Below are 23,269 nucleotides of genomic sequence, written 5' to 3' on the forward strand. Positions count from 1 at the left end.
AAATGGAAATGGTTACGAAGCCGTTACATTTTTATTATCTTAAATTCATTGGCTTACATCTTAGATCTAAGTAGTAAGTGGGTAATTCACTACAAACCTTCAGTAAAACTCTGACACTTTAAAGAGCAATCAGCAGATGAGTCGAAATAGCATTAAAAGTCGTGTGGATTTGCTGGGTGAACGCTATCGGTTACGCGCACCGACATTATCATCCGGTCTGCAAGCGGTGGCGCGTTACATCCACGACCATCGCGAGGTGGTGTTGGATGCCACGGCGCTGGAAATTGCCAGGGCCACTAACACTTCGGATGCGACGGTGGTACGCGCGGTGCAGGCATTAGGTTTTGCCGGTTTGCGCGATTTAAAAACCACGTTAAACGCCTGGTTTGGACCGGCGATGAACTCTGAAGAGAAGATGAGCGCCACCGTCAGCGAACTGTCGTGCGATATCAATTCCGGCATCAATTTTGTGTTGAGCGGCCATAAACATGCCTGCGATACGCTGTCTGAACCGCACAATCGTGAAGCCGTCGCCAAAGCGGTAACGCACTTGATTGACGCGCGTCAGGTGGCGCTATTTGGCATTAATGCCTCCGGGATTTTGGCGGATTACAGTGCGCGTCTGTTCACGCGCATTGGTATTCCGGCGGTAACGCTCAATCGCTCTGGGATTGCGCTGGCGGAACAGTTGATTGGGCTGCAACGCGGCGATGTGCTGATTATGATGGCGCAGAAGTCGGCGCACCGTGAAGGCATGACCGCGCTGAAAGAGGCGAAGCGTCTCGGCATGCCGGTGATTTTGCTCACTAATGCGCTTGATTCGGCTTTCGCTAAACAGGCGGATGTCATTATTAACGTGCCGCGCGGCGGCGAGAATGGTCGCATGCCGCTGCACGGAACGGTGTTGGTGTGTCTGGAGATGTTGATATTGTCGGTGGCTTCCGCGACCTCATCGCGTACGGTAAAAACCATGAAGCGTATTCAGGATCTCAATCGATCGCTGAAGCCATCCGGCAAAAAGTAACGCTATTTGCTGGCGCTGCTGTTTACAGCGGCGCGTTTGCCAAAGCCGTTGCTGGTCACCAGCCACACCGCGCAAACAATCAGCAGCGAACCGCCGATAAAACCCTGATTGATCTGCTCGCCCAACACTAACCAGCCCCACAAAATCCCGAACGGCGGAATCATAAAAGTGACGGTCAGCGTGCGCAGCGGGCCAATATCGGCCAGCAGACGGAAATAAATAATGTAGGCCAGCGCGGTACAGATAAACCCAATCGCCAAAATAGAAGCCCACACTTCCGGGATTTGCCAGCTGCTGGCGGGCGTTTGCGGAGCACTAAAGGCAAAGACCGGCAGTAAAAACAGCGATGCACCCAATTGGCTGCCAAAAGCCACTTTGGTGGCATCCAGTCCGCCGCGTGCACCAATCCAGCGCTTGGTCAGGAAACCGGCAAATCCATAACAGGCGGTGGCGACCAGGCAAGCCAGAATCCCTCCAATTAAGGTAGTGCTCAGATGCGCTTCGCCGGTGGTGCTGATGACAATGATGCCGCTGAATCCGGCTATCATGCCGAGAACTTTGGTGATCGTCAGTTTTTCATCGAAAAACGCCGCACCAACGATTACGCCCATCAACGGTGTGGTGGCGTTAAGAATTGCGGAATAGCCTGCCGGTAGCACGCGCGCCGCCAGACAATACATCAGGAACGGAATCGCTGAGTTGATAACGCCCAGCAGCATCGCCCAACCTAATTTGCCCTCAAAGCGGCGTGGAATGCGCATCATCGCCATGATGATCAGTAAACCCAACATGCCGCAAAACACGCGTAAAAACGCGGTGTTCACCGCGCCCAGCGCCGGTACCGCAATGCGCATAAACAGAAAACTGGCACCCCAAATCCCCGCTAAAAGCAGCAGCCGCAACAAATCCGATGTTCGCATAAGTTTCACAATTGTTAAGAAAGAGTCGCGCACAGAATAGCAAATAACCCGCTCCGTCGGGCCGCTATTAACGGCGACTGATTACCGCTTTGCAGAAATATTCCCAGGTAGCGCAATCATCAGGTAGTATTTAGGAATTGATCATTTCCTAAATATGCGGAGAGCGAAAATGTCAGCATCAGTTATCAAACACGCACAGGGCTGGACGCAGCCATTCAACGCGTTAGACGGATTTTCCCATCATTACGCCACGGTCGACGGCGTGCGTTTGCACTACGTCAGCGGCGGCAATGCAAATGGAGAAACGTTGCTGCTGCTGGCGGGATTTCCGCAAAGCTGGTTCGCCTGGCGCCAGGTGATGGCGCTGCTGGGCGATCGCTATTTCATTATCGCACCGGATTTACCCGGTCAAGGCGACTCGGATAAACCGCTCAGCGGCTACGACACCACATCGCTGGCGCAGAATATACAGGGCTTGATGCAGCAATTGGGTCATGAAAGCTATTACCTCGCCGCGCACGACGTCGGCGCGTGGGTTGCCTGGCCGTATGCCACGCTGTTTAGCGATCAGGTGAAGAAACTGGCGCTGCTTGATGCCGGTATTCCTGGCGTGACGTTGCCAGAATCGCTGCCCGCCACGCCGGATAAAGCGTGGAAAACCTGGCACTTCGCGTTTCATCTCTTACCGGATTTGCCAGAGGCGCTGATAGAAGGGCGCGAAGCGATCTATCTCGAATGGTTCCTGAAACGCAAAGCGGCCAGTCCGATGGTGTTTGGCGATGAGGACATGGCGGAATATACCCGTTTGTTACAGCAGAAGGGCGCGATACGCGCCGGAATGGCGACTTATCGTGAAGTGACGGTTTCGGCGGCGCAAAACCGTGCGTTGCTGAAAGAACGCGGCAAATTAGCGTTGCCGTTACTGGCGATCAGCGCCGATCAGGGTTCGATTCCGGATATGGCCTTACCATTGCGTGAATTCGCTGCGGATGTGACGGGAATTAAGATCGCGCACTGCGGTCACTTCATTCCGGATGAGCAACCGCAGGCGCTGGCAGAGGCGTTGAGTGAGTTTTTTAATTAAACGTCAGGTCGCCATGTCTGGCGACTAAACACCGCTCAATCAAAACGACATCGTCACACCGGCATAATAGGCGCGGCCCGGTTCGTTATAGGTCGAAGCACCCGAATTTTCACGGTAAATGCGTTTATCAAACAGGTTATTGATACCGGCATTGGCGCGCAGGTTTTTGCTGATGTCGTAATTGACGTTCAAACCAAACACCGAATACGGGCTGATTTCCTGCGTCGTCATGCTCGAGGTATCGATATTGGTCTCAACATTTTGACGCGGTTTCTGGCGGCCATACTGCGTCCAGTTGATGTTGGCGCTGAGATCCTGCGTCGCCTGCCACTCCAGCTGCGAGTTGATGGTGAATTCCGGGATCACCGACAGCGGATTGCCGGTTTTCTTGCTCTCGGAGCGGAACATGTAGGTGGCGTTGGAGCGCCATTCCAGCGTATCGGCGATCAAAGGAATAGTCAGATTTCCTTCCAGTCCTTCCACAATCGCTTTGCCGCCATTTTCCCAGCGCAGCACGTTGTAAACCGGGCGAGTGCTGGAATAAACCGGCTCGGTGCCGGACACAATCTTGTTCTTATAGTCATTGCGGAACCAGGTGATGCCCGCGACGTAGCCCTGGTTGCTGAACTCCAGTCCAATCTCTTTGTTGACGCTGGTTTCTGCATCGAGATCGTTATTCCCCAGCAGATAACATTGGCTGAGCCCAATCGGGCAGCCGTTGCCACGCGTGGAGAGCAGATACCCCGGCGTTGACTGATACAGGTTTGGCGCTTTAAACACCCGTGCAATACCGGCCTTCAGGGTGAAAAAGTCGCCCAGACCTTGTGAGAGGTTAAGGCTTGGGCTCCAGTTGGCGCCAAACTGATCGTGATAATCAAAGCGCAGGCCCGGAATCACTTCGGTGCTATCGGTGGCGGCAATGTTGTCTTCGAAGAACAGTGAACTGATGGTGGCGCTGTTCTTACTGCTGCGCTGCGATGGATCGCCAGAACTGCCAGGCAAATTCACGCCGCTCGCGCTGGCCGCAAGCATTGATGCTGGATCGTTCAGCTCATCGCGGTTCCACTCCGCGCCCAGCGTCACGGTTTGGTCGACCAGCAGCTGCAGCGGGAAGTTGATCTCTCCGCCCGCGCGATAGCTTTCCAGGCGGCTGGTGGCGTACGTATCGCTATTAATCATCCCTTCAGTACGCCCGGCGGTGCCTTCCTGCAGGCGAGTGTTATTGGTTTTCTCGTAGTTGAAATTAAGCTTCGAGGTTCCCCAATCCCAGATACCGTTGTGCGCGATGCCGTAGCTTTGGCGATACATGCGGTTAGTTTCATCACCGTACAGCGACTCTACTAAACCGTCGGTGCTGGCGTTGCTGTTACTGTTCTGCGTGTCACCGGCATAAATATTGCCCTGACGGCTGTAGCCCCAGGAGAAGTCGATGATTTGCAGCGGCGTGATTTTCCACGACAGCACGGTATTGATGTCTTTGTTGCGCACGCCTTCACGGCCCGCCGCGTATGAACCGTTTTCTGCGGTGTTGATATCGAACGCATCGGCATCGGTGCGGTTGAGGTTGCCGTACAGGCGCATGGTCAACGCATCACCGGCCAGCGGGCCGCTGAGATTGAAGTTAGCGCGTCGGGTATCGCCTTCTTTGCTATTTTCCGGCTGGCTGGTATAGAGCGACAGCGAGCCGTGCCAGTCGTTGGTGGGACGCTTGGTGATGATGTTCACCACGCCGCCCGCCGCGCCAGAACCGTATCGAGCAGCGGCCGGGCCTCGAATCACTTCAATGCGCTCAACCATTTCAGCTGGCACCCAGTTGGTATCGCCGCGTGAATCACGCTCGCCGCGCCAGCTGTAGCGCACCGAGTTACGAGAGGAAACCGGCACGCCATCGATCATCACCAGGGTGTTTTCCGGGCCCATGCCACGGATATCGATTTGCCGGTTATTGCCGCGGCTGCCGCTGGCGCCGTTACCGGTAAGGTTTACGCCGGGCATTTTGCGAATGATGTCGGAGAGATCGTTAACAGGGGGATTTTTTTTGATGTCTTCAGCGGTGATGGTGGACACGCCCGGTTGCTGTTTCAGCTCCTGCTCGGCGGTGACGATCATTGATTCATCGTCAGCCAGCTTTTCGGTGGTTTCAGCTGCAAAGGCAGGCGACGTTAGCATTCCCGCTAAAAAAAGCGCAATTGGACGCTTTTTGCCACGCATGGTTACATTCACTTAAGTTTTCTCCCTGTAACGTTAACAATTGTAAGTAAATGCGCATGATAATGATAACGTTTCTCATTGTCCATTCAGTGAGACGGCAACATGCCTGACAATACAAACCTTTACAAAGGTTGTTCGGTTGCGGGGTATGAGTTGCGGAGAGGGGAATTTCTCATTTGCTTAGAAGAAACCGTTATGAGTAAGAAGAAATGTGTCGATGAATACTGGATAAGCAGGCTATTGATTCACTAGCAAATTCTGAATTCTGCTAAGTATTACGTGCCAAATCTCGGGCGGAAATCCCGCCTTGCAACCGTACTAGCGGCTATTGCCATATTTTGGCAATAGATATGTTTTTTTCGCATTTGTGATTGTTATCTATCTTCCAGAGAATGCTAATCGGGACGTAAATACCCGTCATAATTTCAGCCGCAACTGCGTTGGCTCCGCGTGTTCACCCTAGTCACTTACTTAAGTAAGCTCCCGGGGATTCACACGCTTGCCGCCTTGTTGCAGCTGGAATTATTTAGGGTATATGAGGATGACAATTCCACTCACCGCACGCCGCTCGCGCGAGGTGAGTCAGGAGACAAAACCATCGCTACCTCAACGCCTTTTCCCTGTGGGGAAACTTTTTATAAATCAGGAGAAAGGTTCCAGTGAAATTCGCCAAAGGCATGACTCTTCTTGCGCTCGCGCTGAGTGCACACACCGCGTTCGCCGCCGATGAAAACGTCCCAACTGACAGCTCAATCCATGTGCAGGCCGATCCTGCGCTGAAAAGCCTGCTGCCTGCGGATGTGGTGAAACGTGGCTATATTGTTGCCGGAACCAACCCCAACACGCCGCCAACCACCTTCTATAAAGAAGACAACAAAACGCTGGCCGGCCGTGAAATCGATATCATGAATGCCGTGGGCGAGCGTCTGGGAATCCAGGTTCAGTGGCGCGACACCGGCGGTTTCGACAACATCATTCCAGGCCTGAAAACTGGTCGTTACGATGTGGCGCTCTCCAATATCAACGCCACGCCAGCGCGTGCCAAAATCATCGACTTCGTGGGTTATTACGATGCCAGCCGCCTCGGCATTATCTCGCGCAAAGATGCCAACATCGCGCCATTCAAAGAACTGGCCGATGTCTGTGGTAAAGAAGTGGGCGCCGGTTCCGGCACCACCCAGGTTACGCGCCTTGAAGACGCCAGCAAAGCCTGTGAAGCGGCAGGTAAAAAGCCAATCAAAGTCTCCGTCTTCCCGGATCGTCCAGCTGGCGTGCAGGCGGTGGTAAGCGGTCGCGTGCCAATGTTCCTCGGCCCGTATGAAGGTTTGCTGTGGCAGGTGAAGGTGATTAAACCGCTGACCATGAGCGGTGAGATTACCGTCCATGACGCACCCGTTTCCGTCGCTTTCCCGAAAGATTCCGCGCTGGAGCCCGCTGTACAGGCCGCGCTTAACTCGCTGATCAAAGACGGCAGCTACAACAAGATCCTCGACAACTGGGGCATCGGCTTTGGTGCTGTTAAACAAGCCAAACGCAATCAGGAAATCTTTCAATGAGTGACATTCACGACCACACCGGCGATTTGAAAATCGTCGGCAAACGTTACTACGGACGCTGGCTGAGTGCGCTGGTCGTGTTGTTGTGCGTGGTGGCGATGGCGAACTCGATGATTAACAATCCACGCTTCGAATGGAGCGTGATCGCGGAGAATTTTACCGGCGAATCGATCCTGCAAGGCGTATTAATGACGCTGCAGCTCACTGCGATCTCTGTGGTGCTGGGTTTTGCCTTCGGTACGGTGCTGGCGCTGATGCGCCTCTCCTCCAATCCGGTGCTGGTGGGCGTGAGTTGGTTCTACACCTGGTTCTTCCGTGGTGTACCGATGTTGGTGCAACTGTTCCTGTGGTACAACATCGCGGCGCTTTATCCCACCATCGCTCTGTCGATTCCGGGCCTCGGCGAAATCTGGAGCACGCAATCGAACGCGCTGGTGAGCCCATTTAGTGCGGCAGTGATCGCGCTGGTGATGCACCAATCTGCCTATGCCGCCGAAATTGTGCGTGCGGGTATCCAAAGCGTCGGCAACGGCCAGCTGGAAGCCGCGCGTGCGCTCGGCTATCGCCCTTCGCAGATTTTCCGTCACACCGTGCTGCCGCAGGCGATGCGCGCCATCATGCCGCCCGCCGGCAACGAAATCATTGGTCAGCTGAAAACCACGGCGGTGGTCTCAGTGATCTCGCTGCAGGACGTGCTGTTCTCGGCGCAGATTATTTACCAGCGCACCTATGAAGTGATTCCGCTGCTGCTGGTGGCTACCTTGTGGTATCTGCTGATGACTTCGGTGCTGTCGGTGGGTCAGTTCTATGTGGAACGCTATTTTGGCCGTGGCGTTTCGCGCCGGGAAAAACGCAGCCTGTTGAAATCGCTGCCGGGCTTCTCAGCGCCAAAAGCAGAAAGGAGCGTCAGCAATGGGTGAAGCGATCGCCTTACGTAAAGTCACTAAGCGCTTCTCTGGCGTCACCATTCTGGATGAAGTGAATCTGGATATTCCTGCCGGTTCAGTCACGGTGATCCTTGGGCCGTCGGGTTCGGGCAAATCCACGCTGCTGCGCTGCATCAACCACCTGGAAAAACTGGATGGCGGCACCATTCGCATCGGCGGCGAGATCATCGGCTATAAGCAGAAAGGCCAGGCGCTGCACGAGTTAAGCAGCGGTGAAGTTGCGCGTCAGCGTGCCGAAATCGGCATGGTGTTCCAGCAATTCAACCTGTTCCCGCACCGTACCGTGTTGCAAAACATCGTCGATGCGCCGATGCGCGTCAAGAAGCAGAGTCGTCAGCAGGCGACCAGCAAAGCGCTGTCGCTGCTGAAGCAAGTGGGTTTGTCTGGCCGCGAAGATGAGTGGCCGCAGAATCTCTCCGGAGGACAGCAGCAACGTGTGGCGATTGCCCGCGCGCTGGCGATGGATCCCGGCGTGATGCTGTTTGATGAACCCACTTCAGCGCTCGATCCCGAACTGGTTGGCGAAGTGCTGCAGGTGATCAAACAGCTGGCGCACTCCGGCATCACCATGGTGGTGGTGACGCATGAAATTGGTTTTGCGCGCGAGGTTGCTGACAACATTGTGTTTATGGAAAGCGGCAAAATCGTGGCGGCGGGGCCAACCCAGCAAGTGCTCGACGACCCGGAAAACGGGCGCGTAAGAAACTTTATTGCAACGGTGCTTTAGGCACCGTTTTTCTTTTTTGATGCCAGGAACAGTGATGACGCAAAAACCGGTAATGCACAGCGCCCATTGGGGCGCTTTTCATGCCCAGCAACAGGGCGATCGGCTCACCATCGAACCGTTCAAGGGCGATCCCGATCCCAGCCCGCTGCTGCAAAATTTCCACACTGCGTTAAACCATCCGGCGCGCGTATCCCGTCCGATGGTGCGCCGTGGCTGGCTGGAGAACGGCCCGGGCGCGGACGATCGTCGTGGCAACGATGAGTACGTCGCGGTGAGCTGGGATGAAGCTTACGCGCTGGTCACGCGCGAACTGCAACGCGTCGGCGATAAGTACGGCCCGGAAGGCATCTTCGGCGGCTCTTACGGCTGGTCAAGCGCGGGGCGCTTCCACCACGCGCAAAGTCAGGTGCATCGCTTCCTCAACACCACGCTCGGCGGCTACGTGCGTTCAGTCAACAGCTACAGTTCCGGCTCCGCGTCGGTGTTGCTGACGCATATCGTCGGCGACATGAATGAAATTGCCCGTCGCGGCGTCAGTTGGGAAGAGATCGCCCAGCACAGCGAAATCGTGGTGGCATTTGGCGGTTTGGCGCTGAAAAACTCGCAGGTCGCCAGCGGCGGTTTGAGCGAACACACCGAGCGCGGCTTTATGCAGCAGGCGGCTGAGCGCGGCACTCGCTTTATCTCGGTCAGCCCGCTGCAAAGCGATCTCCCTGAAGAAGCGCAGGGCGAATGGCTGGCGCTGCGTCCGGGCACTGACGCGGCCTTCATCCTCGGCGTGTTATCGGTATTTATCGCTGAACAGCTGACCGATGAGGCTTTCCTCGCGCGCTACACCGTGGGCTGGCCAGAAATGGCGGCCTACATTCGTGGCGAAGAGGATGGCACGCCGCGCGATGCGGCGTGGGCAGCAGAAATTTGCGGCGTGAGTGCTGCGTTCATCAGCGATTTTGCTCGCCAGCTGCACGGCAAACGCGTGCTGGTGACGGTGGCGCATGCCTTGCAGCGCGCCGAAAACGGCGAACAGCCGGTGTGGCTGGGATTGGTGCTGGCGGCCGCACTTGGTCAGCCGGGCTTGCCGGGCGGCGGCTACACCTATGCGCTGGGTGCGCTGGGCCATTACGGTAAGCATCACAATCTGGTGAGTTTTCCGGCGCTACCGCAGGGTAAAAACGGTATCGATCGTCTGATTCCGGTGGCGCGTATCTCCGATATGCTGCTCAATCCCGGCAAGCCGTTTGATTACAATGGCCGCCGTTTAACCTATCCGCACATCCGTCTGGCATATTGGGCCGGCGGCAATCCGTTCCATCATCATCAGGATCTCGCGCGCTTGCGTCAGGCTTTTTGTCAGCTGGATACGCTGATCGTGCATGAGATCGCCTGGACCGCCAGCGCGCGCCATGCCGATATCGTTTTGCCCGCCACCATGACGCTGGAGCGCGAAGACATTGGCGGCGCACCCACCGATCGCCACTTGTTTGCCATGCAACCGGTGGCGCAACCGTTCGGTGAAGCCAAAGATGATTACGTGATTTTCACCGAGCTGGCGCGCCGTTTAGGCCGCGAAGAGGCCTTCACCGAAGGGCGCGATACGCGCGGCTGGTTGCAGCATCATTACGCCCAGCTGCAGCAGAAGCTGGCGGCGCATCAGGTTGAGATTCCCGACTTCGAGAAGTTCTGGCAACAAGGCGTGCTGGAGTTGCCGCAGCTGAAAGATGGCGGTCGTATGATCAACGCGTTCCGCGCCGACCCGGAAGCGTCGCCGCTGCCGACGCCGAGCGGGAAAATTGAAATTTTCTCTGCCACCATCGCCAGCTTTAACTACGAAAACTGTCCGGGACATCCGGTGTGGCGTGAACCGCAGCAAAAACCGAATTCCGATCATCCGTTTTGGTTGATCGCCAATCAGCCGGCGACGCGCTTGCACAGCCAGCTCGATTTTGGTGATTACAGCCTGAGCGGCAAACGCGATGGCCGCGAAGTGTGCAGTTTGCATCCGGCGGATGCGGCGGCGTCAGGCATTAATGATGGCGATATTATCGAGCTCTACAACGCGCGCGGCCACGTGCTCGCCAGTGCGCGTCTCACCGAAACCATCATGCGCGGCGTGGTGCAGTTGCCGACCGGCGCCTGGTATGATCCGGTCGATCCTACCGCGCTGCGTCCGCTGTGCCGTCACGGTAATCCCAATGTGTTGACGCTGGATATCGGCACGTCTTCATTGGCACAAGGTTGCAGCGGACAAATCACCGTCGTGCAGGTGCGTAAATATCGCGGCGAAGTGACGCCTGTACAGGCGTTTATTCCGCCTGCCTAAAAGCAGACGCATCTCAATAAATCAAAGTGTGACTTTGTCTCACCGAGTGATAGACTCAGTGTGACAAAGTTACACTTTGGAGGATGTATGGCTTTAACCAAACTGCGTCAGCAAGGCGGAGCCGTTGTGCTAACGATTCCCAGTGACATCGCGACCAAAGCGGGTTGGCATGTGGGGATTGAGCTAGATGTCACTGCAACTGACGAGTCAATCAACATCAAACCTGTTAACCGGCTCGCACGCGGCAGGAAAACGATGGACCAACTGTTAGCTGGCATTGATCAGGAAGAGATTCGCCAGTTTAATGAAGCCGTCAGCGACGATTTGCAGGATAAACCGCAGGGCAAGGAGGCTATCTGATGATATCGCGCAGAGTTCCGCAGTTAGGTGAAATCTGGCACGTCAACGGTGATCCCGTTGAAGGCAGGGAGTTTAAAGGGCCGCATTATTATCTGGTGATTTCACGGCGGGAACTCGTCGCTGCTTTAGGGACAGCGGTTTGCATTCCGGTAACCAGCGGTGGCGGCGCATCACGCTCGAGTGCTGTTGCGGTGTATCTGGATGGCAGCAGCACGGATACCGGCAGCGTAACTGGCGTAGCGTTGTGCTACCAACTTCGTTCTCTTGACCTGACCGCGCGGAAGGCAAGTTTCGCCGCGAAAGTTGAATCGCACGTCATGGATGAAATCCTGTCGATGGTAGTGGATTTGATTGATCCGCGTTAAAAAGCTGAATGCGCACCCTACGAAAATTACGATGACAATCGTAGGGCAGCCACTCATGAATGCCGCCCCGTTCACCCTAACTGACTAGCTTTTTCATCTCACGCAGTGGTTTTCCGGTTATGGGTCAAATCTTTCACCGTTTCCGCTGCACGTTTACCGGCAAGGAACGCGTGGTCCGAGTTGTAATATTCCCACTCGCTGTAGCGCCCGGAAAGATGGATGCCTTGCGTTGCCAGCCAGCTGCGAATCAGCGTGACGTTGGCGGTACGTTGATGGTCATAAACCACATAGGCGTAAGGCATATCCACTTCGCTGGCGGTAACGATCTCATCATCGGCATTGATGATGCCGACCCGAATACAATCCGCAATGCAGCGTTCAATCAACGCATCGCCTTCGCAAGGAAGCGGCTGATCGTCGCGATAGGTCATTTCGCAGGTCAGGCCAAAACCGCCTTCTGGATTGCAGTGCGGGCTGGCGTTGCCCTGTAAAAAGATGCGGTGGAACAGTGTGTTGCCGGGATAGTAAATCCAGTGTTTGTCGCTGATATTGGCGCGGCCAATGCCCAGATTGACGCAGCGCACCGAGATATGACGCAGTTGCTTCGCCGCTTTCTGCACCGCTTCTGGTGCAAAGCTGCCCATCAATCGCACCAGTTCTGGCAGCGGCAAGGTGCTGATCATCTGGTCATAATGAAACTGTCGGCCATCACTTAACAGCACGCGCCGTTGCAACGGCTGAATTTCGCTGACGCCCGCTTCCATCTCCAGCGTGCAGTCCAGATGTGGCAGAAATCCCTCCATCAGCGCCTGAAAACCGCCGCGCAGCGGATAGCCAAAGCGCGCATTGGGGCCGACCGGCTTATCCAGCGGAGCCAGCGCGCCGGAGATGATCTGCTCCAAATCGGGCAGCGGCACGCGTCCGCCGAGCCATGAGGTTTCCATATTCACCAGCGGGGTTTTCCACAGTTTTTGGTTATACGGCAGGGCGAAATGGCGGGCGATGCCTTTGCCCCAGGTACGGAAAATAAAGCTTTCGAAATCTTCGCTCTCCGGCTGACAAACCAGGCTTTCACCATCCGGGATGGCGCCATCGGCGCAGCAATCACGCCGCGCCTCGGTGGCCACCGCCTGTAAAGCGGGAGGCGACGCATAGCGCGCTTCAATCGCGCCTAACACACACTCGCCAATCACTTCGGCAGGCAAACCATGCAGCGCCGACTGGAACGGATAGCGGGTGTAAACATCATGGCTGTAAACCCAGGCTTCACGCGTTTGCCAGTGCTGATTGTCGCCCAGCAGGATATCGTACAGGCGCAACACGTAAGGATCGTTGGAGAACATAATGTGGCCGGCGTGATCGAAGGTGAATCCCTGATCCTCGACTGAACGGCACCAGCCGCCCACGGTGGCATTTTTCTCCAGCACCACTGCGCCCGCGCCGTAGTGATAACCGGCGCTCAACCCCGTTGGGCCGGCCCCCAAAATCAAGCACGCAACGGTGTTGTGCGCCAGCGCGGGCGGAGGGGCGGCGGCTATTTCGGGATGGGAAATCTGACGTTGGGTCAGTGCCACGATATGCGCCTGCATCTCATCGACAGTGCGATCCCACGAGGTTTCCGCAACGCGTGTCGCCATGTTTTTCGCTAGCTGATAGCGGGTTTCCACCGGCATGCTGAGCGCCGCTTCACAGGCCTGAACAAAGCTCTGATGCGAGTCGGCGATGCTCACCACGTCGGCATAGTGTCGCGCCACATCGGCAATCGCGGTGCTGACAATCGGCAGCTGCGCTGCCATGTACTCCAGGACTTTGGTAGGACTGATAAAGCGCGTCGAAGCATTGAGCGCGAACGGCATCAGGCAAAGATCCCAGCCGGCGAGAAAGTGCGGCAAGGCGGCGTACGGTTGCTGGCCGAACCAGTGCAGATTGCTGCGCTGGGGCAGGCTGGCGGCATCAATTTTCACCACCGGACCGACCATCACGATCTGCCAGTCGGGATGCGCATCGGCCAGCGCGGCAATCAGCGTCAAATCGAGGCGTTCATCAATTACGCCGTAATAGCCGAGGCGCGGTTTTGGCAGGTTTTCCTGCAGCGGATGACTGTTAGTGCGGTCCAGCGCCTGTTCGAAATGTCCCGCATCGACGCTGCTTGGGCAGCAGAAAACCTGCGGATGGCGATGTTTCTTCGCTTCATACAGGCTGGTGCCGCCGGTGAACACCAAATCGGCGCGGCTCAACAGCGCCGATTCACGCTGCTGAAGCTGGCGCGGCGCCTGGTTAAAGGCGGAGAGTTCATCCATGCAGTCATAGATAATCGCGCTCGGTGTAAAGCAGGCCAGCAGCGGCAGCGCCATCGGCGTATAAAACCACACCATCGGCGTTTCATCGTCAGCAAGCAGTTCAGCCAGCAGCGGTTGCAGCACGGCGATTTGGCTATCGTGGAAGCCGGGCACGGCCACATCGGTATGCGGTTCGATCACCGTCACATTTGGTGCGGGCTGATATTGGCGTAACGCGGCTTCACCGGGCTGATAAATCGGCTCTTCAATAAACACAATGCGGTGGAACTGGGCGAGGCGCGACAACAGATGCTGTGGACGTTGAAAGACAAATCCCCAACGTAAATGACTGAATACCACTAATACGGATTGTTTCATGACGCTTTCCTCTGGCCTGCTGGCCGCGGTGATAAGACCCTGAAAACGGGCTAATAATCGTTGTGATTGCTGTAATGACGCGGCATAAACCGGGTTCAGCAGGCGCTTTTTGTGGGGATCGACATCCCACAATCCGCTGCGTGGCCAGTGTTCGAGATCTTCCCAAAGTGGGCGATCGATAATCGGATAAAGACAGATGCCGCGGATATCACAGCCATTGAGCTGTGCCTGCGCGACATCGGCGGTGACCTGGGCAATCCAGGCGGCGCGTCCGCTGCCGACGTGGCTGGTTTCCGCCAGCAAAATGGGCCGCTGATAACGCTTAGTTAACTGCGCCAGCAGCGGATGCAGCGGCACGCGGCGCGCATCGCCCAGATGCCACTCCAGCCGGCAGCCGGACCCGGTGAGCCACTGATTGCCGTGGTAATAATTGGCGCCAACCACATCGAGATAGTGCGGTTTGCCGCCGAGTTCCGGCTCGCGCAAACCGACGATCATGTCCCACGCCTGATATTGCGAAGCGTTGATATCCCGGGTGCGCTGCCGGCATGCATCGCTGTCTTCATCCGGCACCACGTGAATAATCGGGTCGCAGTGCAGGAAACGCGCACGCGGATCTGCAAGGCGAATGGCGGCGCAACCCGCCAGCGTGGCGCGAATCAATTGACGTTTAATCTCATCGGGATCGGTATGGGCATTATTACCAAACAGGCCGACAGAAATTCCCCACGCCATAAACGAGATTTCATTCATCGGCGAATAAATGGGGGCGTCTTCATAATATTCCGCGAGGAAGCCCGCCATGCGCTGACAAAAAGCGGCGAAGCGCGGCACAAATTCGCTGGAAAATAAGGTTAAGTCATCCGGCCAGCCGTAATGGCAAAAGGTCCAGTTAATTTGCACGCCAAAGGAGCGCGCCGAATTCATGCGTTTTTTTAAACTTTCGAGCGTGGTTTGCGGTTCCATTTCCGCCAGTCGCCAGCCAATACTTTCGCGGGCGGAGGTAATGCCAAACTGCTGCAGCGTGGCGTAATCGTTATGGTATTGCGATAAATGTTCGGTCAACGCATTCATTGAAAGCCGCTCGCCGAAGGGATTGATATGATCCGCTCCCTCATAACCGGCTTGCCAAAAGCTGGAAAATGGCGACATGATGTTCCCCCGGAATAACATTCAGGAAATAGCAATAAATAAAAGAAGTTAATCGTGTTATAGGGGCGCCATTTAAGGCAACCAGGGAAATCGACTGTTGAACCTAATTCAAATTATAACCACGCTTTGGCTTAGCGCAAATGGCTGAGCTGAAAAGAAAATAAGCCCAGCGTGAGTTTTGCTTATTTAAGTGAAGCGGTGCAAAGAAATGAAGATATTATTGTTGCGCGATTTCTTACGCTTAACTCACATAATGAAAAGAAGGGCGATGTTTAATTTATTTCATTACTACACTTTAATTAACCCAATTCGGGTTTACGGAGGTACGTATGTCAGAACGTCCAGATGATGATGTAATTCCACTGCCAGGTGATGATGAAACATTACCTGACGAAGATGATGATTTACCCCGCGATACTGAATTCCCTGAAGATCAGCAACCTAAAATCTGAAAATCGGTCGAGCCGCCGCTGGCGGCTCACTATTTAGAGTGCACTCTGCTGTAATTCCCCCATAATACCTCTCCAGGATTCATTTATTTTTTTAACACTTAAGGGAGAGATACGATGGTCAACGACTATTTCACACAGCCACCGATTGGCGTCACGGTTGAGCAGCATAAACGCACCGTTGCGGTTGCGGCGGCATTAGCGGTGGCAAAAGAGTCAGTTAGCGCCTCAACCTCTGCCAGCGGATCAAAGGCATCGTGGGATTTGCAGGCGGTTGCCAATGAGATTGCAAATCTGGCCGATGCCATTCAGGATGCGCTGGAGCCGGTTGAAACGCTTTAAGCGAGCAGTTGGGTTAACTGCGCCAGATGCGTGCTGTTAGCCAACTCGCTGCTGTTCAGCAGTTGTTGCTGACGTAGCGGAGATTCCTGCTGCAGTGCCGCGCGCAGCTTGCCTGCGACATCCACCGCATCGGCCAGCGATTGCTGACGTGTGCGGTGATGCTGCAACTGCAAGCCATCGCGTAGCGTAATCGTCACCAGATGAAAACGCAGCGCCGGGTTAATCGCATCCGGTGGCGCACCTTCATCTGGCGTACGACGCACCTTTGCTGCCAGCGGCATCACCTCTTGATTCAACTCGCCTTCGGCAAAATCCTGCAAACGCAAATCGCCATACATCAGCATCGCGGCGATCACATATTCCAGACTGAAACGCGCTTCGATGCCGTTGGTTGGCACGCGCACCGATGCCGCAATATCACCGCCCGGCGGAAACGCCACGCTAATTTCGCTAATGTTTTCCAGCAAACTTTCCAGTGATTTACCGCTCGCCAGCCATTGATTGCGCAAGATGCGCGTGGCTTCGGCGGCGCTGTGCGTACCGGCGCAGGTGGGGAAGGGTTTGAATTCCAACCCAGGCGCGACGATGCGCCACGGCTGCGCCCAATGCTCAATCAGTTTTTCCGGCTGCGCCTGGCCATTGCTGGTGGCGGAGATGAAAGCGTCAATCACGCCGTCCTGCTTGCCATCAAAGCCTGCCAGCGTCAGCTGTGCGGCGCTCACCGCGCGTTCAGCTGCAAACCCGGCATGCAGCGGCTTTACCGCCGAACCAAACTGCGCGCGTAAGCCGCTGGCCTGCGTGGTGGCGATGCCGAGCAGCGTTGCGGTGGCAGCCAAATCTAACGCCAGCAAACGCGCCAGCGCGGCGGCAGCGGCAACTGTGCCAAGCGTCGCGGTATTGTGATGACCTAAAGCGTAATGCTGCTGGCTGACGGCGAGACCTAAACGTCCGGCAACCTCCACGCCAACCGCATAGGCATCAAGAAACTGATCCAGCTCAGAGGGCTGCAACTGCTGCCAGGCAAAGAGCGCAGGCAGAATCACCACGCTGGGATGCCCGCGAAAATCCGCATGGAAATCATCGTAATCCAGCGCGTGGCTGGCATACCCGAGCAGCAGGGCGTTGGCTCGCGCGCTGCCGTCGCCATATACGCTGCGCAGCGCCGGTAATCCGCTGTCTGGCACCTGACCTTGCAGTACCGGCCAGCTGACGGCGAGGAAATCACGCACCCCTTCGCGTGCCGCATTACGTGCGGCGGCGTCCGGTTGGCTGTGAACAATGCGCTCAGCCAGCGCGGCAGTGAGGCTCATCAGCTCACGCTCTTCAGCGCTGCGACCGCCAGATTGGCGAGATAGCGCGACGTCGGCAGCAGCACATCATCATTGATGCGAAACGCCGGATGGTGCAGCGCGTAAGGCTCGCCGGTGCCAATCATCATAAACGCGCCCGGCAGCTGTTGCTGATAGAACGCGAAGTCTTCGCCGATTGGGCTGGCTTCCACCACGCGCGCCTCAAAGCCGCTGGCGCTGGCCTGCTGCAAGGCAAAATCCGCCCAATGCGCATCATTTACCACCGATGGCGGACCCGCGTGCCAGTTGAATTTCACCTCGGCGGCGAAAGCGGCGCCGATACCTTGCACGATTTCACGGAAGCGCTGCTCCAGACGTTCGCGCGTTTCCTGCGAGAAGGAGCGCACCGTGCCTTCCAGCCAGGCGCTATCAGGAATCACGTTCCAGGTGCTGCCGCTGTGAATCTGGGTAATCGAGACCACCGCGTTATCGCCGGATGGGGCATTGCGGCTAATCAACGTTTGTGCGGCCGAGACAATTTGCGCGGCAATCACAATCGGATCGTTACCCTGATGCGGTTTGGCGGCGTGGCTACCCATGCCGGTGATGCTGATATCAAAGCGATCGACCGCTGCGGTGAGCGGACCGGCTTTGCTGCCAATCACGCCTGGCGGCAGCGACGGATCGTTGTGGATGCCGAAGATTGCCACCGCGTCATCCAGCGCGCCGGTCGCGATCACATCGGGCGCGCCCTGGCCGGTCTCTTCAGCGGCCTGGAACAGAATACGCACGCTACCTGGCAGCGTATCTTCCTGCTGTTTGAGCAGAATCGCTGCCCCCAGCGCCGCCGAACTGTGAAAGTCGTGGCCGCAGGCGTGCATCACGCCAGGACGTTCAGATCGGAAGCTCACATCTGATTGCTCTTCAATCGGCAGCGCGTCAATATCGGAGCGTAACACCATCAATGGGCCACTTTCCGTCCCAATTTCCGCCACTAAACCGGTTTTGAGCGGTAAATCCAGCACGCGAATCTGGTGTTGCTCTAATTGCTGACGAATTCGTGCGGTGGTTTCAAACTCTTGATTGGAGAGCTCGGGAAAACGGTGCAGTTCATGGCGGAAAGCGATCAGCTGTTCGCCTAAGATGTCGAGAGATTGGCTCATGCTTTTACTCCTTGTTGTGCCGCCTGGCGTGTTAACCACGCATCGTGGGCGCTTTCATCCAGTACTTTCTTCATATATTGCGTGATGTGGCCTTTGCCAAGATCGGTGGTGTGCATCAGCTGGAAACCGCGCTTTTTGTACATCTCGATCAGCCACGGATGGTTGGTGGCGGTGCCGAGCGACACCGCAGGCGCGCGTAACTGGCCCAGCAAGATCTCCTGCTCGAGACGATCCTGCACCTGACGACCAAATTGCTGGCCGGGATAATCGGGATGCGCGCCAAACCAGCCGATATGCGGCAGGCCAAACGGGCCGGGCAGCGGTCCCCACGGATAGCGTACGGTAACGGATGAGACCATCACATCATCGGCATACAGGGCATAAACACCGTGGCTCTGCAGATGACGCAGTGTCTTGGCAAGGTCGGCGGTGGCGGCATCAAATTTAATGCCGAGCGCCAGCGTGGGTGCATACGCGGCATGCATCAGCGCCTGATAGGTTTCCACCTCGTCTTCTCTAACCTGACGAAATTCAAGTGACATAGACATCCCCGGGAAAAAACCGCCATCAGGCGGAGAATCAAAAAACAGGCACCTTCCATAGCGGCGCGATTCATCGCGCAATAAATTGCGCCGCTACGCAAGGTGCTCGTCTGTTATAAGGGTTCAGATTACCAGCAAAGCCATTCCCCGCTATATGTGAAAAATAACTAAGCTAATGCGAATTTGTGAAAATGAAATCGCCCCTTTTGCATTGCTTAAATCGTTATTTACCGTAGTATGCAGAAAATACATAGCGCTATAACTATTCTGTATTAACCCTCTGAATTATCTTAATTTAATCCGTTATAGCCTTATTCTTAATCAGGGTGACGCCGTGTTAGCGATCAAATCTCCGCGTGCATATGCACATGAATCCGGTGTGCGTGCGCGCGCCGGTGAATTTATCAAACCTTACGCTTCCCATATTCGCGTCTTTACTTCCCCCCGCGCCTGGCAGGCCGTTAATCCGGAATTAACCCAGAGCCTTGAAGCCAATGATATTCGCTGGGAAATAGAGTATCTGACCGGTGAATGCACCGATGCCGCGATTGAAACCCTGAAGCACAATGTCGAGCGGCAGGGCGCTGAACTGCTGTTTGCGATCGGCGGCGGGCGCGTGCTGGATGCGGCAAAAGCGGTGGGTAGCCAGCTGCCCGATCTCAAGGTGATCAACTTCGCCACGGTTGCCGCGACTTGCGCTGCCTGGTCGCCGGTGGCGATTGTTTACAACGAGCAGGGCGGCCATGTGCGCAGCCAGCCGCTGGGCAAAATGCCGGATTTGGTACTGGTCGATAGCGAGATTATCGCGCGCAGCGACGTGCGTTACCTGAAGGCCGGCATCGTTGATGCGCTGGCAAAATATTATGAGTTCTATCCGTATCAGCGTAACAATCCCAACGATCTGGCGCTGGATCTCAAAGTGATGACCGCCAAACGCGCGCTGGATCTCTATCGCGAGCTGGGCCCGGCGGCGGTAGCCGCTAACCAGCAACAGCAGGTCACGCCGGAGCTGGTGAAAATCATCGATGCCAATATCGTGTTGGCCGGATTAGCCAACAGCGTGCGCGATGTGCTGCCGACGCCAGGTTTTGCTCACGCCATTCACAATCGTCTGACGCATCAGCCGGAACTGCATCAATGGCTGCACGGTGAAAAAGTGGGTTACAGCCTGCTGGTGCAATCGCTGATTGAGCATGACGGCGTGCCGGATGCCGATCTGCTGACGCTGCTGCGTGCGTACGACATGCCGCTGACCTTAGCGCCGTTAACCGGTGACCGCGCGGCGACGATTCGCACCATCGCAGAACAGATTAAATTTCCGGCGGCCAGCGCCGAACGTCTGCCATTCCGCATCTCTGCCGATGCGCTGGAACAGGCGCTGCTGGCGACCGAGAACACGTTTTAAATCGCACCACTTTTTATTGACCAGGACAAATTAATGGCTAACTCAAAACAACAACGCCGCATCCGTTTAGGCCTTTTCGTGCAGCCGGTAGGACAACACGTCAGCGGCTGGCGTCTGACGGAAAAGCTCGGCGATCCAACTGACATCGACTGGCTGATCACCATCGCCAAAAAAGCCGAAGCCGGTAAATTCGATCTGTTCTTCGTAGGCGATGCGCTGGCCACCAGCATGTATCGTCTGCCCTCGACCATGGCGCGCCTTGAGCCGCTGACCATGCTGTCGGCGCTGGCGGTGAATACCAAACGCATCGGTCTGGCGGCAACGGCGTCTACCACCTTTAGCGATCCGTTCACCATGGCGCGCAGCTTCTCTTCGCTGGATCACATCAGCCGTGGTCGCGCGGCATGGAACGTGGTGACCTCGTTCTCTACCGATGTAGCGCGTAACTTTAGCCGCAACGATATGCCAAACCATGCCGAGCGTTATGCGCGTGCGCGCGAATTCCTCGAAGTGGCTGACAAGCTGTGGGCCGGTTGGGAAGAGGGCGCGGTGCAGCCGAACAAAGAGACCGGTGCGTACTTTGTTGATGAAAAAATCCAGCCGATTAACCATGAAGGCGAGCACTTCCAGGTGCAGGGTCCGCTGAATATCACCCGTTCGCCGCAGGGTCGTCCAGTGATCATCGAAGCCGGTTCCTCCGCCGATGGTCAGAAACTGGCGGCGGAAACCGCGGAAGTCATCTTCACCGCGGCTGCCAGCCTCGAAGAAGCACAAACCTTCTACCGTTCGCAGAAAGATCAGGTCATTGCCGCTGGTCGTAATCCGGATCATGTGGTGATTATGCCGGGCGTGATGCCGATTGTGGGTCGCACGCGTGAAGAGGCCAAAGCACTGTGGAAAGAGCTCAACACGCTGGTGGACATCGAAAACGGTCTGCGTCAGCTGTCGCTGCGTTTCAGCATGGATCTCAGCCAGTTCCCGCTGGATGGTCCGGTGCCAGAAGTGCCTCTTGGCGAGGGCAACCAGAGCCGCGTTAAACTGATGACCGATATGGCGAAACGCGAAAATCTGACGCTGCGCGAGCTGGCGGCGGTGGCTGCTGGTTCACGCGGACATCGCGTGATTGTCGGTACCGCCGAAGATATCGCTGACGATTTCGAGCTGTGGATGAACGAGGGCGGCGCGGATGGTTTCAATATTATGCCGGCGATCATGTCCGAGCAGCTGGATCTGTTTGTTGAGCTGGTGATCCCTGAACTGCGCCGTCGCGGCCTGTTCCGTGACGATTACGAGTTCGCCACGCTGCGTGAAAACCTCGGCTTGCCGGTGGTCTAACCCATTCAGGAGCTCAACATGGTCACCTTATCAAAGCGTGTGCAGTCCGTGTCGCTCTCTGCCAATGCGGCGGCGCGTCAACTGACGCGCCAGCTGAAAGAGCAGGGCGTGGATATTCTCGATCTCACCACCGGTGAGCCGGATTTTGATACGCCCGCGCATATTCGTCAGGCGGCGGTGGCGGCAATGGAAGCCGGTGAGACGCGCTACACGCCGACCAATGGCACCACGCCGCTGCGCAAAGCGGTGCTGGCTAAGATGAAAAATGAAAATCAGCTCGATTATGAGCTGGCGCAGATTTGCATCGCCAACGGTGCCAAACAGATTATCTTCAACGCCTTTGCCGCCACGCTGAATGAGGGCGATGAGGTGATTGTGCCGGTGCCTTACTGGCCGACGTTCCCGGATAGCGTGCGTTTCAACGGCGGCGAAGCGGTGCTGCTGGCGTGTCCGCTGGAGCAGGAATACAAGTTGCAGCCGCAACAGCTGGCGCAGGCGATCAGCGCTAAAACCCGCTGGCTGGTGCTGAACAATCCCGGCAATCCTTCTGGTATGGTGTACAGCGCAGATGAGCTGACCGCGCTGGCGACGGTGCTGCGCGATCATCCTGATGTGCTGATCATGCTGGATGAACTCTACGAACATATTCTGTTTGATGGCCGTGAACATATTAGCCTGCTGCACGTTGCGCCGGATTTAGCCGACCGTATTCTGCTGGTGGGCGGCGTGTCGAAAACCTACGCCATGACCGGCTGGCGCATCGGTTTCGGTGCCGGGCCTAAAGCGTTGATCGACGCGATGGTGGTGGTGCAGTCGCAAAACAGCTCCGGTGCCAGCGCGATCAGCCAGGCTGCGGCGGTGGCGGCGTATAACGGTGGACTCGACTTCCTGCCGCCGCAACGCACGGCTTATCAGGATCGCCGCGATGCGATTATGGCGCTGTTAAAGCCGGTGCAGGAAATTGACGTGCTTAATCCTGATGGCGCGTTCTTTATTTTCTGTCGCTGTGCCGGTTTATTAGGTAAAACGCGTCCCGATGGTCAGCAGATCGAAAGCGAGCAGGATGTGATGAATTATCTGCTGGAAAGCGGTGTCTCTGGCGTGGCGGGCAGCGCGTACGGATTATCACCTTATTTCCGTTTGTCGATTGCCACCGACATTGAAACGGTGCGTGAAGCGGGCCGCAGAATTGCGCAGGCCTGTGCGGTTCTGAAATAAGCTTATTAGTAAAAGACGTCAGATATTTCCGGGGGATTATCTGACTTAACGGCAAGTATGATGCGCAATCCGGTATCGCTTGCCAGGATTATGTTTACGACTTTTTAAAAGCGTATATCAAACAGATTAACGCGCAGAATTAATAACGAAAAAACGCAGCACTTACGCTGCGTTTTTACTGTTCATGCGCTGTACAGCAAGTC

General features: G+C 56.0%; 19 protein-coding genes. 13 read left to right on the top strand and 6 right to left on the bottom strand.

Going from position 1 to position 23,269, the window contains the following annotated elements; all coding sequences use genetic code 11:
- The first annotated feature begins 136 nt into the window (after positions 1-136).
- Complete coding sequence (locus tag KVT28_RS09605) at positions 137-1,024, top strand: MurR/RpiR family transcriptional regulator (RefSeq protein WP_217548007.1); 888 nt, start codon at positions 137-139, stop codon at positions 1,022-1,024.
- A gap of 2 nt (positions 1,025-1,026) precedes the next feature.
- On the opposite strand, the gene KVT28_RS09610 is transcribed toward KVT28_RS09605, so the two are convergent.
- Positions 1,027-1,944, bottom strand: a complete 918-nt coding sequence (locus KVT28_RS09610; protein WP_217548009.1) for a DMT family transporter — start codon at positions 1,942-1,944, stop codon at positions 1,027-1,029.
- A gap of 169 nt (positions 1,945-2,113) precedes the next feature.
- Here KVT28_RS09610 and KVT28_RS09615 point away from each other — a divergent pair, with 169 nt between their 5' ends.
- Positions 2,114-3,028, top strand: coding sequence for an alpha/beta fold hydrolase (locus tag KVT28_RS09615; RefSeq protein WP_217548012.1), 915 nt, complete (start codon positions 2,114-2,116; stop codon positions 3,026-3,028).
- 39 nt (positions 3,029-3,067) lie between these two features.
- Here the strand turns inward: KVT28_RS09615 and KVT28_RS09620 are convergent, their stop codons facing one another.
- The gene (locus KVT28_RS09620) at positions 3,068-5,239 is read right to left on the bottom strand and encodes a TonB-dependent siderophore receptor (protein ID WP_217548527.1); all 2,172 of its coding nucleotides are present in this window, start codon (positions 5,237-5,239) and stop codon (positions 3,068-3,070) included.
- Positions 5,240-5,898: 659 nt separating this feature from the next.
- Between KVT28_RS09620 and KVT28_RS09625 the strand changes: the two genes are divergently transcribed.
- From KVT28_RS09625 to KVT28_RS09650, 6 genes are all read left to right on the top strand, one after another.
- Complete coding sequence (locus KVT28_RS09625) at positions 5,899-6,795, top strand: ABC transporter substrate-binding protein (protein WP_110867191.1); 897 nt, start codon at positions 5,899-5,901, stop codon at positions 6,793-6,795.
- A complete protein-coding gene (locus KVT28_RS09630) occupies positions 6,792-7,715 on the top strand; it encodes an amino acid ABC transporter permease (RefSeq protein WP_110867192.1) in 924 nt (307 codons plus the stop codon). The genes KVT28_RS09625 and KVT28_RS09630 overlap by 4 nt, the downstream gene beginning before the upstream one ends.
- Positions 7,708-8,469, top strand: coding sequence for an amino acid ABC transporter ATP-binding protein (locus KVT28_RS09635; protein WP_137387006.1), 762 nt, complete (start codon positions 7,708-7,710; stop codon positions 8,467-8,469). Before KVT28_RS09630 ends, KVT28_RS09635 begins: the two co-directional genes overlap by 8 nt.
- A 34-nt stretch (positions 8,470-8,503) precedes the next feature.
- A complete protein-coding gene (locus KVT28_RS09640) occupies positions 8,504-10,789 on the top strand; it encodes a molybdopterin-dependent oxidoreductase (RefSeq protein WP_217548014.1) in 2,286 nt (761 codons plus the stop codon).
- Between the two features lie 87 nt (positions 10,790-10,876).
- Positions 10,877-11,149: an antitoxin gene (locus KVT28_RS09645; RefSeq protein ID WP_110867195.1), complete on the top strand. Its 273-nt coding sequence runs from the start codon at positions 10,877-10,879 to the stop codon at positions 11,147-11,149.
- Entirely contained in the window at positions 11,149-11,514 is a 366-nt protein-coding gene (locus tag KVT28_RS09650; protein WP_217548016.1) for a type II toxin-antitoxin system PemK/MazF family toxin, read from the top strand. The genes KVT28_RS09645 and KVT28_RS09650 overlap by 1 nt, the downstream gene beginning before the upstream one ends.
- Positions 11,515-11,612: 98 nt before the next feature.
- On the opposite strand, the gene KVT28_RS09655 is transcribed toward KVT28_RS09650, so the two are convergent.
- Positions 11,613-15,323: an FAD-dependent oxidoreductase gene (locus KVT28_RS09655; RefSeq protein WP_217548018.1), complete on the bottom strand. Its 3,711-nt coding sequence runs from the start codon at positions 15,321-15,323 to the stop codon at positions 11,613-11,615.
- A gap of 329 nt (positions 15,324-15,652) precedes the next feature.
- Between KVT28_RS09655 and KVT28_RS28140 the strand changes: the two genes are divergently transcribed.
- A complete protein-coding gene (locus KVT28_RS28140; protein WP_255421536.1) occupies positions 15,653-15,775 on the top strand; it encodes a hypothetical protein in 123 nt (40 codons plus the stop codon).
- A 114-nt stretch (positions 15,776-15,889) separates the two neighbouring features.
- Positions 15,890-16,114, top strand: coding sequence for a hypothetical protein (locus KVT28_RS09660; RefSeq protein ID WP_007890034.1), 225 nt, complete (start codon positions 15,890-15,892; stop codon positions 16,112-16,114).
- Here KVT28_RS09660 and KVT28_RS09665 read toward each other — a convergent pair.
- The 3 genes from KVT28_RS09665 to KVT28_RS09675 are packed head-to-tail and all read right to left on the bottom strand — an operon-like array spanning position 16,111 to position 19,108.
- The gene (locus KVT28_RS09665) at positions 16,111-17,424 is read right to left on the bottom strand and encodes an MmgE/PrpD family protein (protein WP_217548021.1); all 1,314 of its coding nucleotides are present in this window, start codon (positions 17,422-17,424) and stop codon (positions 16,111-16,113) included. The genes KVT28_RS09660 and KVT28_RS09665 overlap by 4 nt on opposite strands.
- A complete protein-coding gene (locus KVT28_RS09670; RefSeq protein ID WP_217548023.1) occupies positions 17,424-18,566 on the bottom strand; it encodes an amidohydrolase in 1,143 nt (380 codons plus the stop codon). Before KVT28_RS09670 ends, KVT28_RS09665 begins: the two co-directional genes overlap by 1 nt.
- Positions 18,563-19,108 carry a GNAT family N-acetyltransferase gene (locus KVT28_RS09675; RefSeq protein WP_192235087.1) on the bottom strand — a complete coding sequence of 182 codons (546 nt, stop codon included), beginning with the start codon at positions 19,106-19,108 and terminating at the stop codon, positions 18,563-18,565. Before KVT28_RS09675 ends, KVT28_RS09670 begins: the two co-directional genes overlap by 4 nt.
- A 334-nt stretch (positions 19,109-19,442) precedes the next feature.
- Here KVT28_RS09675 and KVT28_RS09680 point away from each other — a divergent pair, with 334 nt between their 5' ends.
- Genes KVT28_RS09680 through KVT28_RS09690 form a run of 3 tightly spaced genes read left to right on the top strand, consistent with a single transcriptional unit; the run spans position 19,443 to position 23,066 of the window.
- Positions 19,443-20,513 carry an iron-containing alcohol dehydrogenase family protein gene (locus KVT28_RS09680; protein ID WP_217548025.1) on the top strand — a complete coding sequence of 357 codons (1,071 nt, stop codon included), beginning with the start codon at positions 19,443-19,445 and terminating at the stop codon, positions 20,511-20,513.
- A 33-nt stretch (positions 20,514-20,546) separates the two neighbouring features.
- Complete coding sequence (locus tag KVT28_RS09685; RefSeq protein ID WP_101761353.1) at positions 20,547-21,848, top strand: LLM class flavin-dependent oxidoreductase; 1,302 nt, start codon at positions 20,547-20,549, stop codon at positions 21,846-21,848.
- Positions 21,849-21,866: 18 nt separating this feature from the next.
- A complete protein-coding gene (locus KVT28_RS09690) occupies positions 21,867-23,066 on the top strand; it encodes an aminotransferase class I/II-fold pyridoxal phosphate-dependent enzyme (RefSeq protein WP_217548028.1) in 1,200 nt (399 codons plus the stop codon).
- Positions 23,067-23,269 lie beyond the last annotated feature (203 nt).

The organism is Pantoea sp. GbtcB22 (assembly GCF_019091025.1).
In the GTDB taxonomy this organism is placed as follows: Bacteria; Pseudomonadota; Gammaproteobacteria; order Enterobacterales; family Enterobacteriaceae; genus Pantoea; species Pantoea leporis.

Coding starts and splice junctions, on each gene's coding strand:
- KVT28_RS09605 (WP_217548007.1), top strand. CDS start 137: ATGAGTCGAAATAGCATTAAAAGTCGTGTGGATTTGCTGGGTGAACGC.
- KVT28_RS09610 (WP_217548009.1), bottom strand. CDS start 1,944: ATGCGAACATCGGATTTGTTGCGGCTGCTGCTTTTAGCGGGGATTTGG.
- KVT28_RS09615 (WP_217548012.1), top strand. CDS start 2,114: ATGTCAGCATCAGTTATCAAACACGCACAGGGCTGGACGCAGCCATTC.
- KVT28_RS09620 (WP_217548527.1), bottom strand. CDS start 5,239: ATGCGTGGCAAAAAGCGTCCAATTGCGCTTTTTTTAGCGGGAATGCTA.
- KVT28_RS09630 (WP_110867192.1), top strand. CDS start 6,792: ATGAGTGACATTCACGACCACACCGGCGATTTGAAAATCGTCGGCAAA.
- KVT28_RS09635 (WP_137387006.1), top strand. CDS start 7,708: ATGGGTGAAGCGATCGCCTTACGTAAAGTCACTAAGCGCTTCTCTGGC.
- KVT28_RS09640 (WP_217548014.1), top strand. CDS start 8,504: ATGACGCAAAAACCGGTAATGCACAGCGCCCATTGGGGCGCTTTTCAT.
- KVT28_RS09645 (WP_110867195.1), top strand. CDS start 10,877: ATGGCTTTAACCAAACTGCGTCAGCAAGGCGGAGCCGTTGTGCTAACG.
- KVT28_RS09650 (WP_217548016.1), top strand. CDS start 11,149: ATGATATCGCGCAGAGTTCCGCAGTTAGGTGAAATCTGGCACGTCAAC.
- KVT28_RS09655 (WP_217548018.1), bottom strand. CDS start 15,323: ATGTCGCCATTTTCCAGCTTTTGGCAAGCCGGTTATGAGGGAGCGGAT.
- KVT28_RS28140 (WP_255421536.1), top strand. CDS start 15,653: ATGTCAGAACGTCCAGATGATGATGTAATTCCACTGCCAGGTGATGAT.
- KVT28_RS09660 (WP_007890034.1), top strand. CDS start 15,890: ATGGTCAACGACTATTTCACACAGCCACCGATTGGCGTCACGGTTGAG.
- KVT28_RS09665 (WP_217548021.1), bottom strand. CDS start 17,424: ATGAGCCTCACTGCCGCGCTGGCTGAGCGCATTGTTCACAGCCAACCG.
- KVT28_RS09670 (WP_217548023.1), bottom strand. CDS start 18,566: ATGAGCCAATCTCTCGACATCTTAGGCGAACAGCTGATCGCTTTCCGC.
- KVT28_RS09675 (WP_192235087.1), bottom strand. CDS start 19,108: ATGTCACTTGAATTTCGTCAGGTTAGAGAAGACGAGGTGGAAACCTAT.
- KVT28_RS09685 (WP_101761353.1), top strand. CDS start 20,547: ATGGCTAACTCAAAACAACAACGCCGCATCCGTTTAGGCCTTTTCGTG.
- KVT28_RS09690 (WP_217548028.1), top strand. CDS start 21,867: ATGGTCACCTTATCAAAGCGTGTGCAGTCCGTGTCGCTCTCTGCCAAT.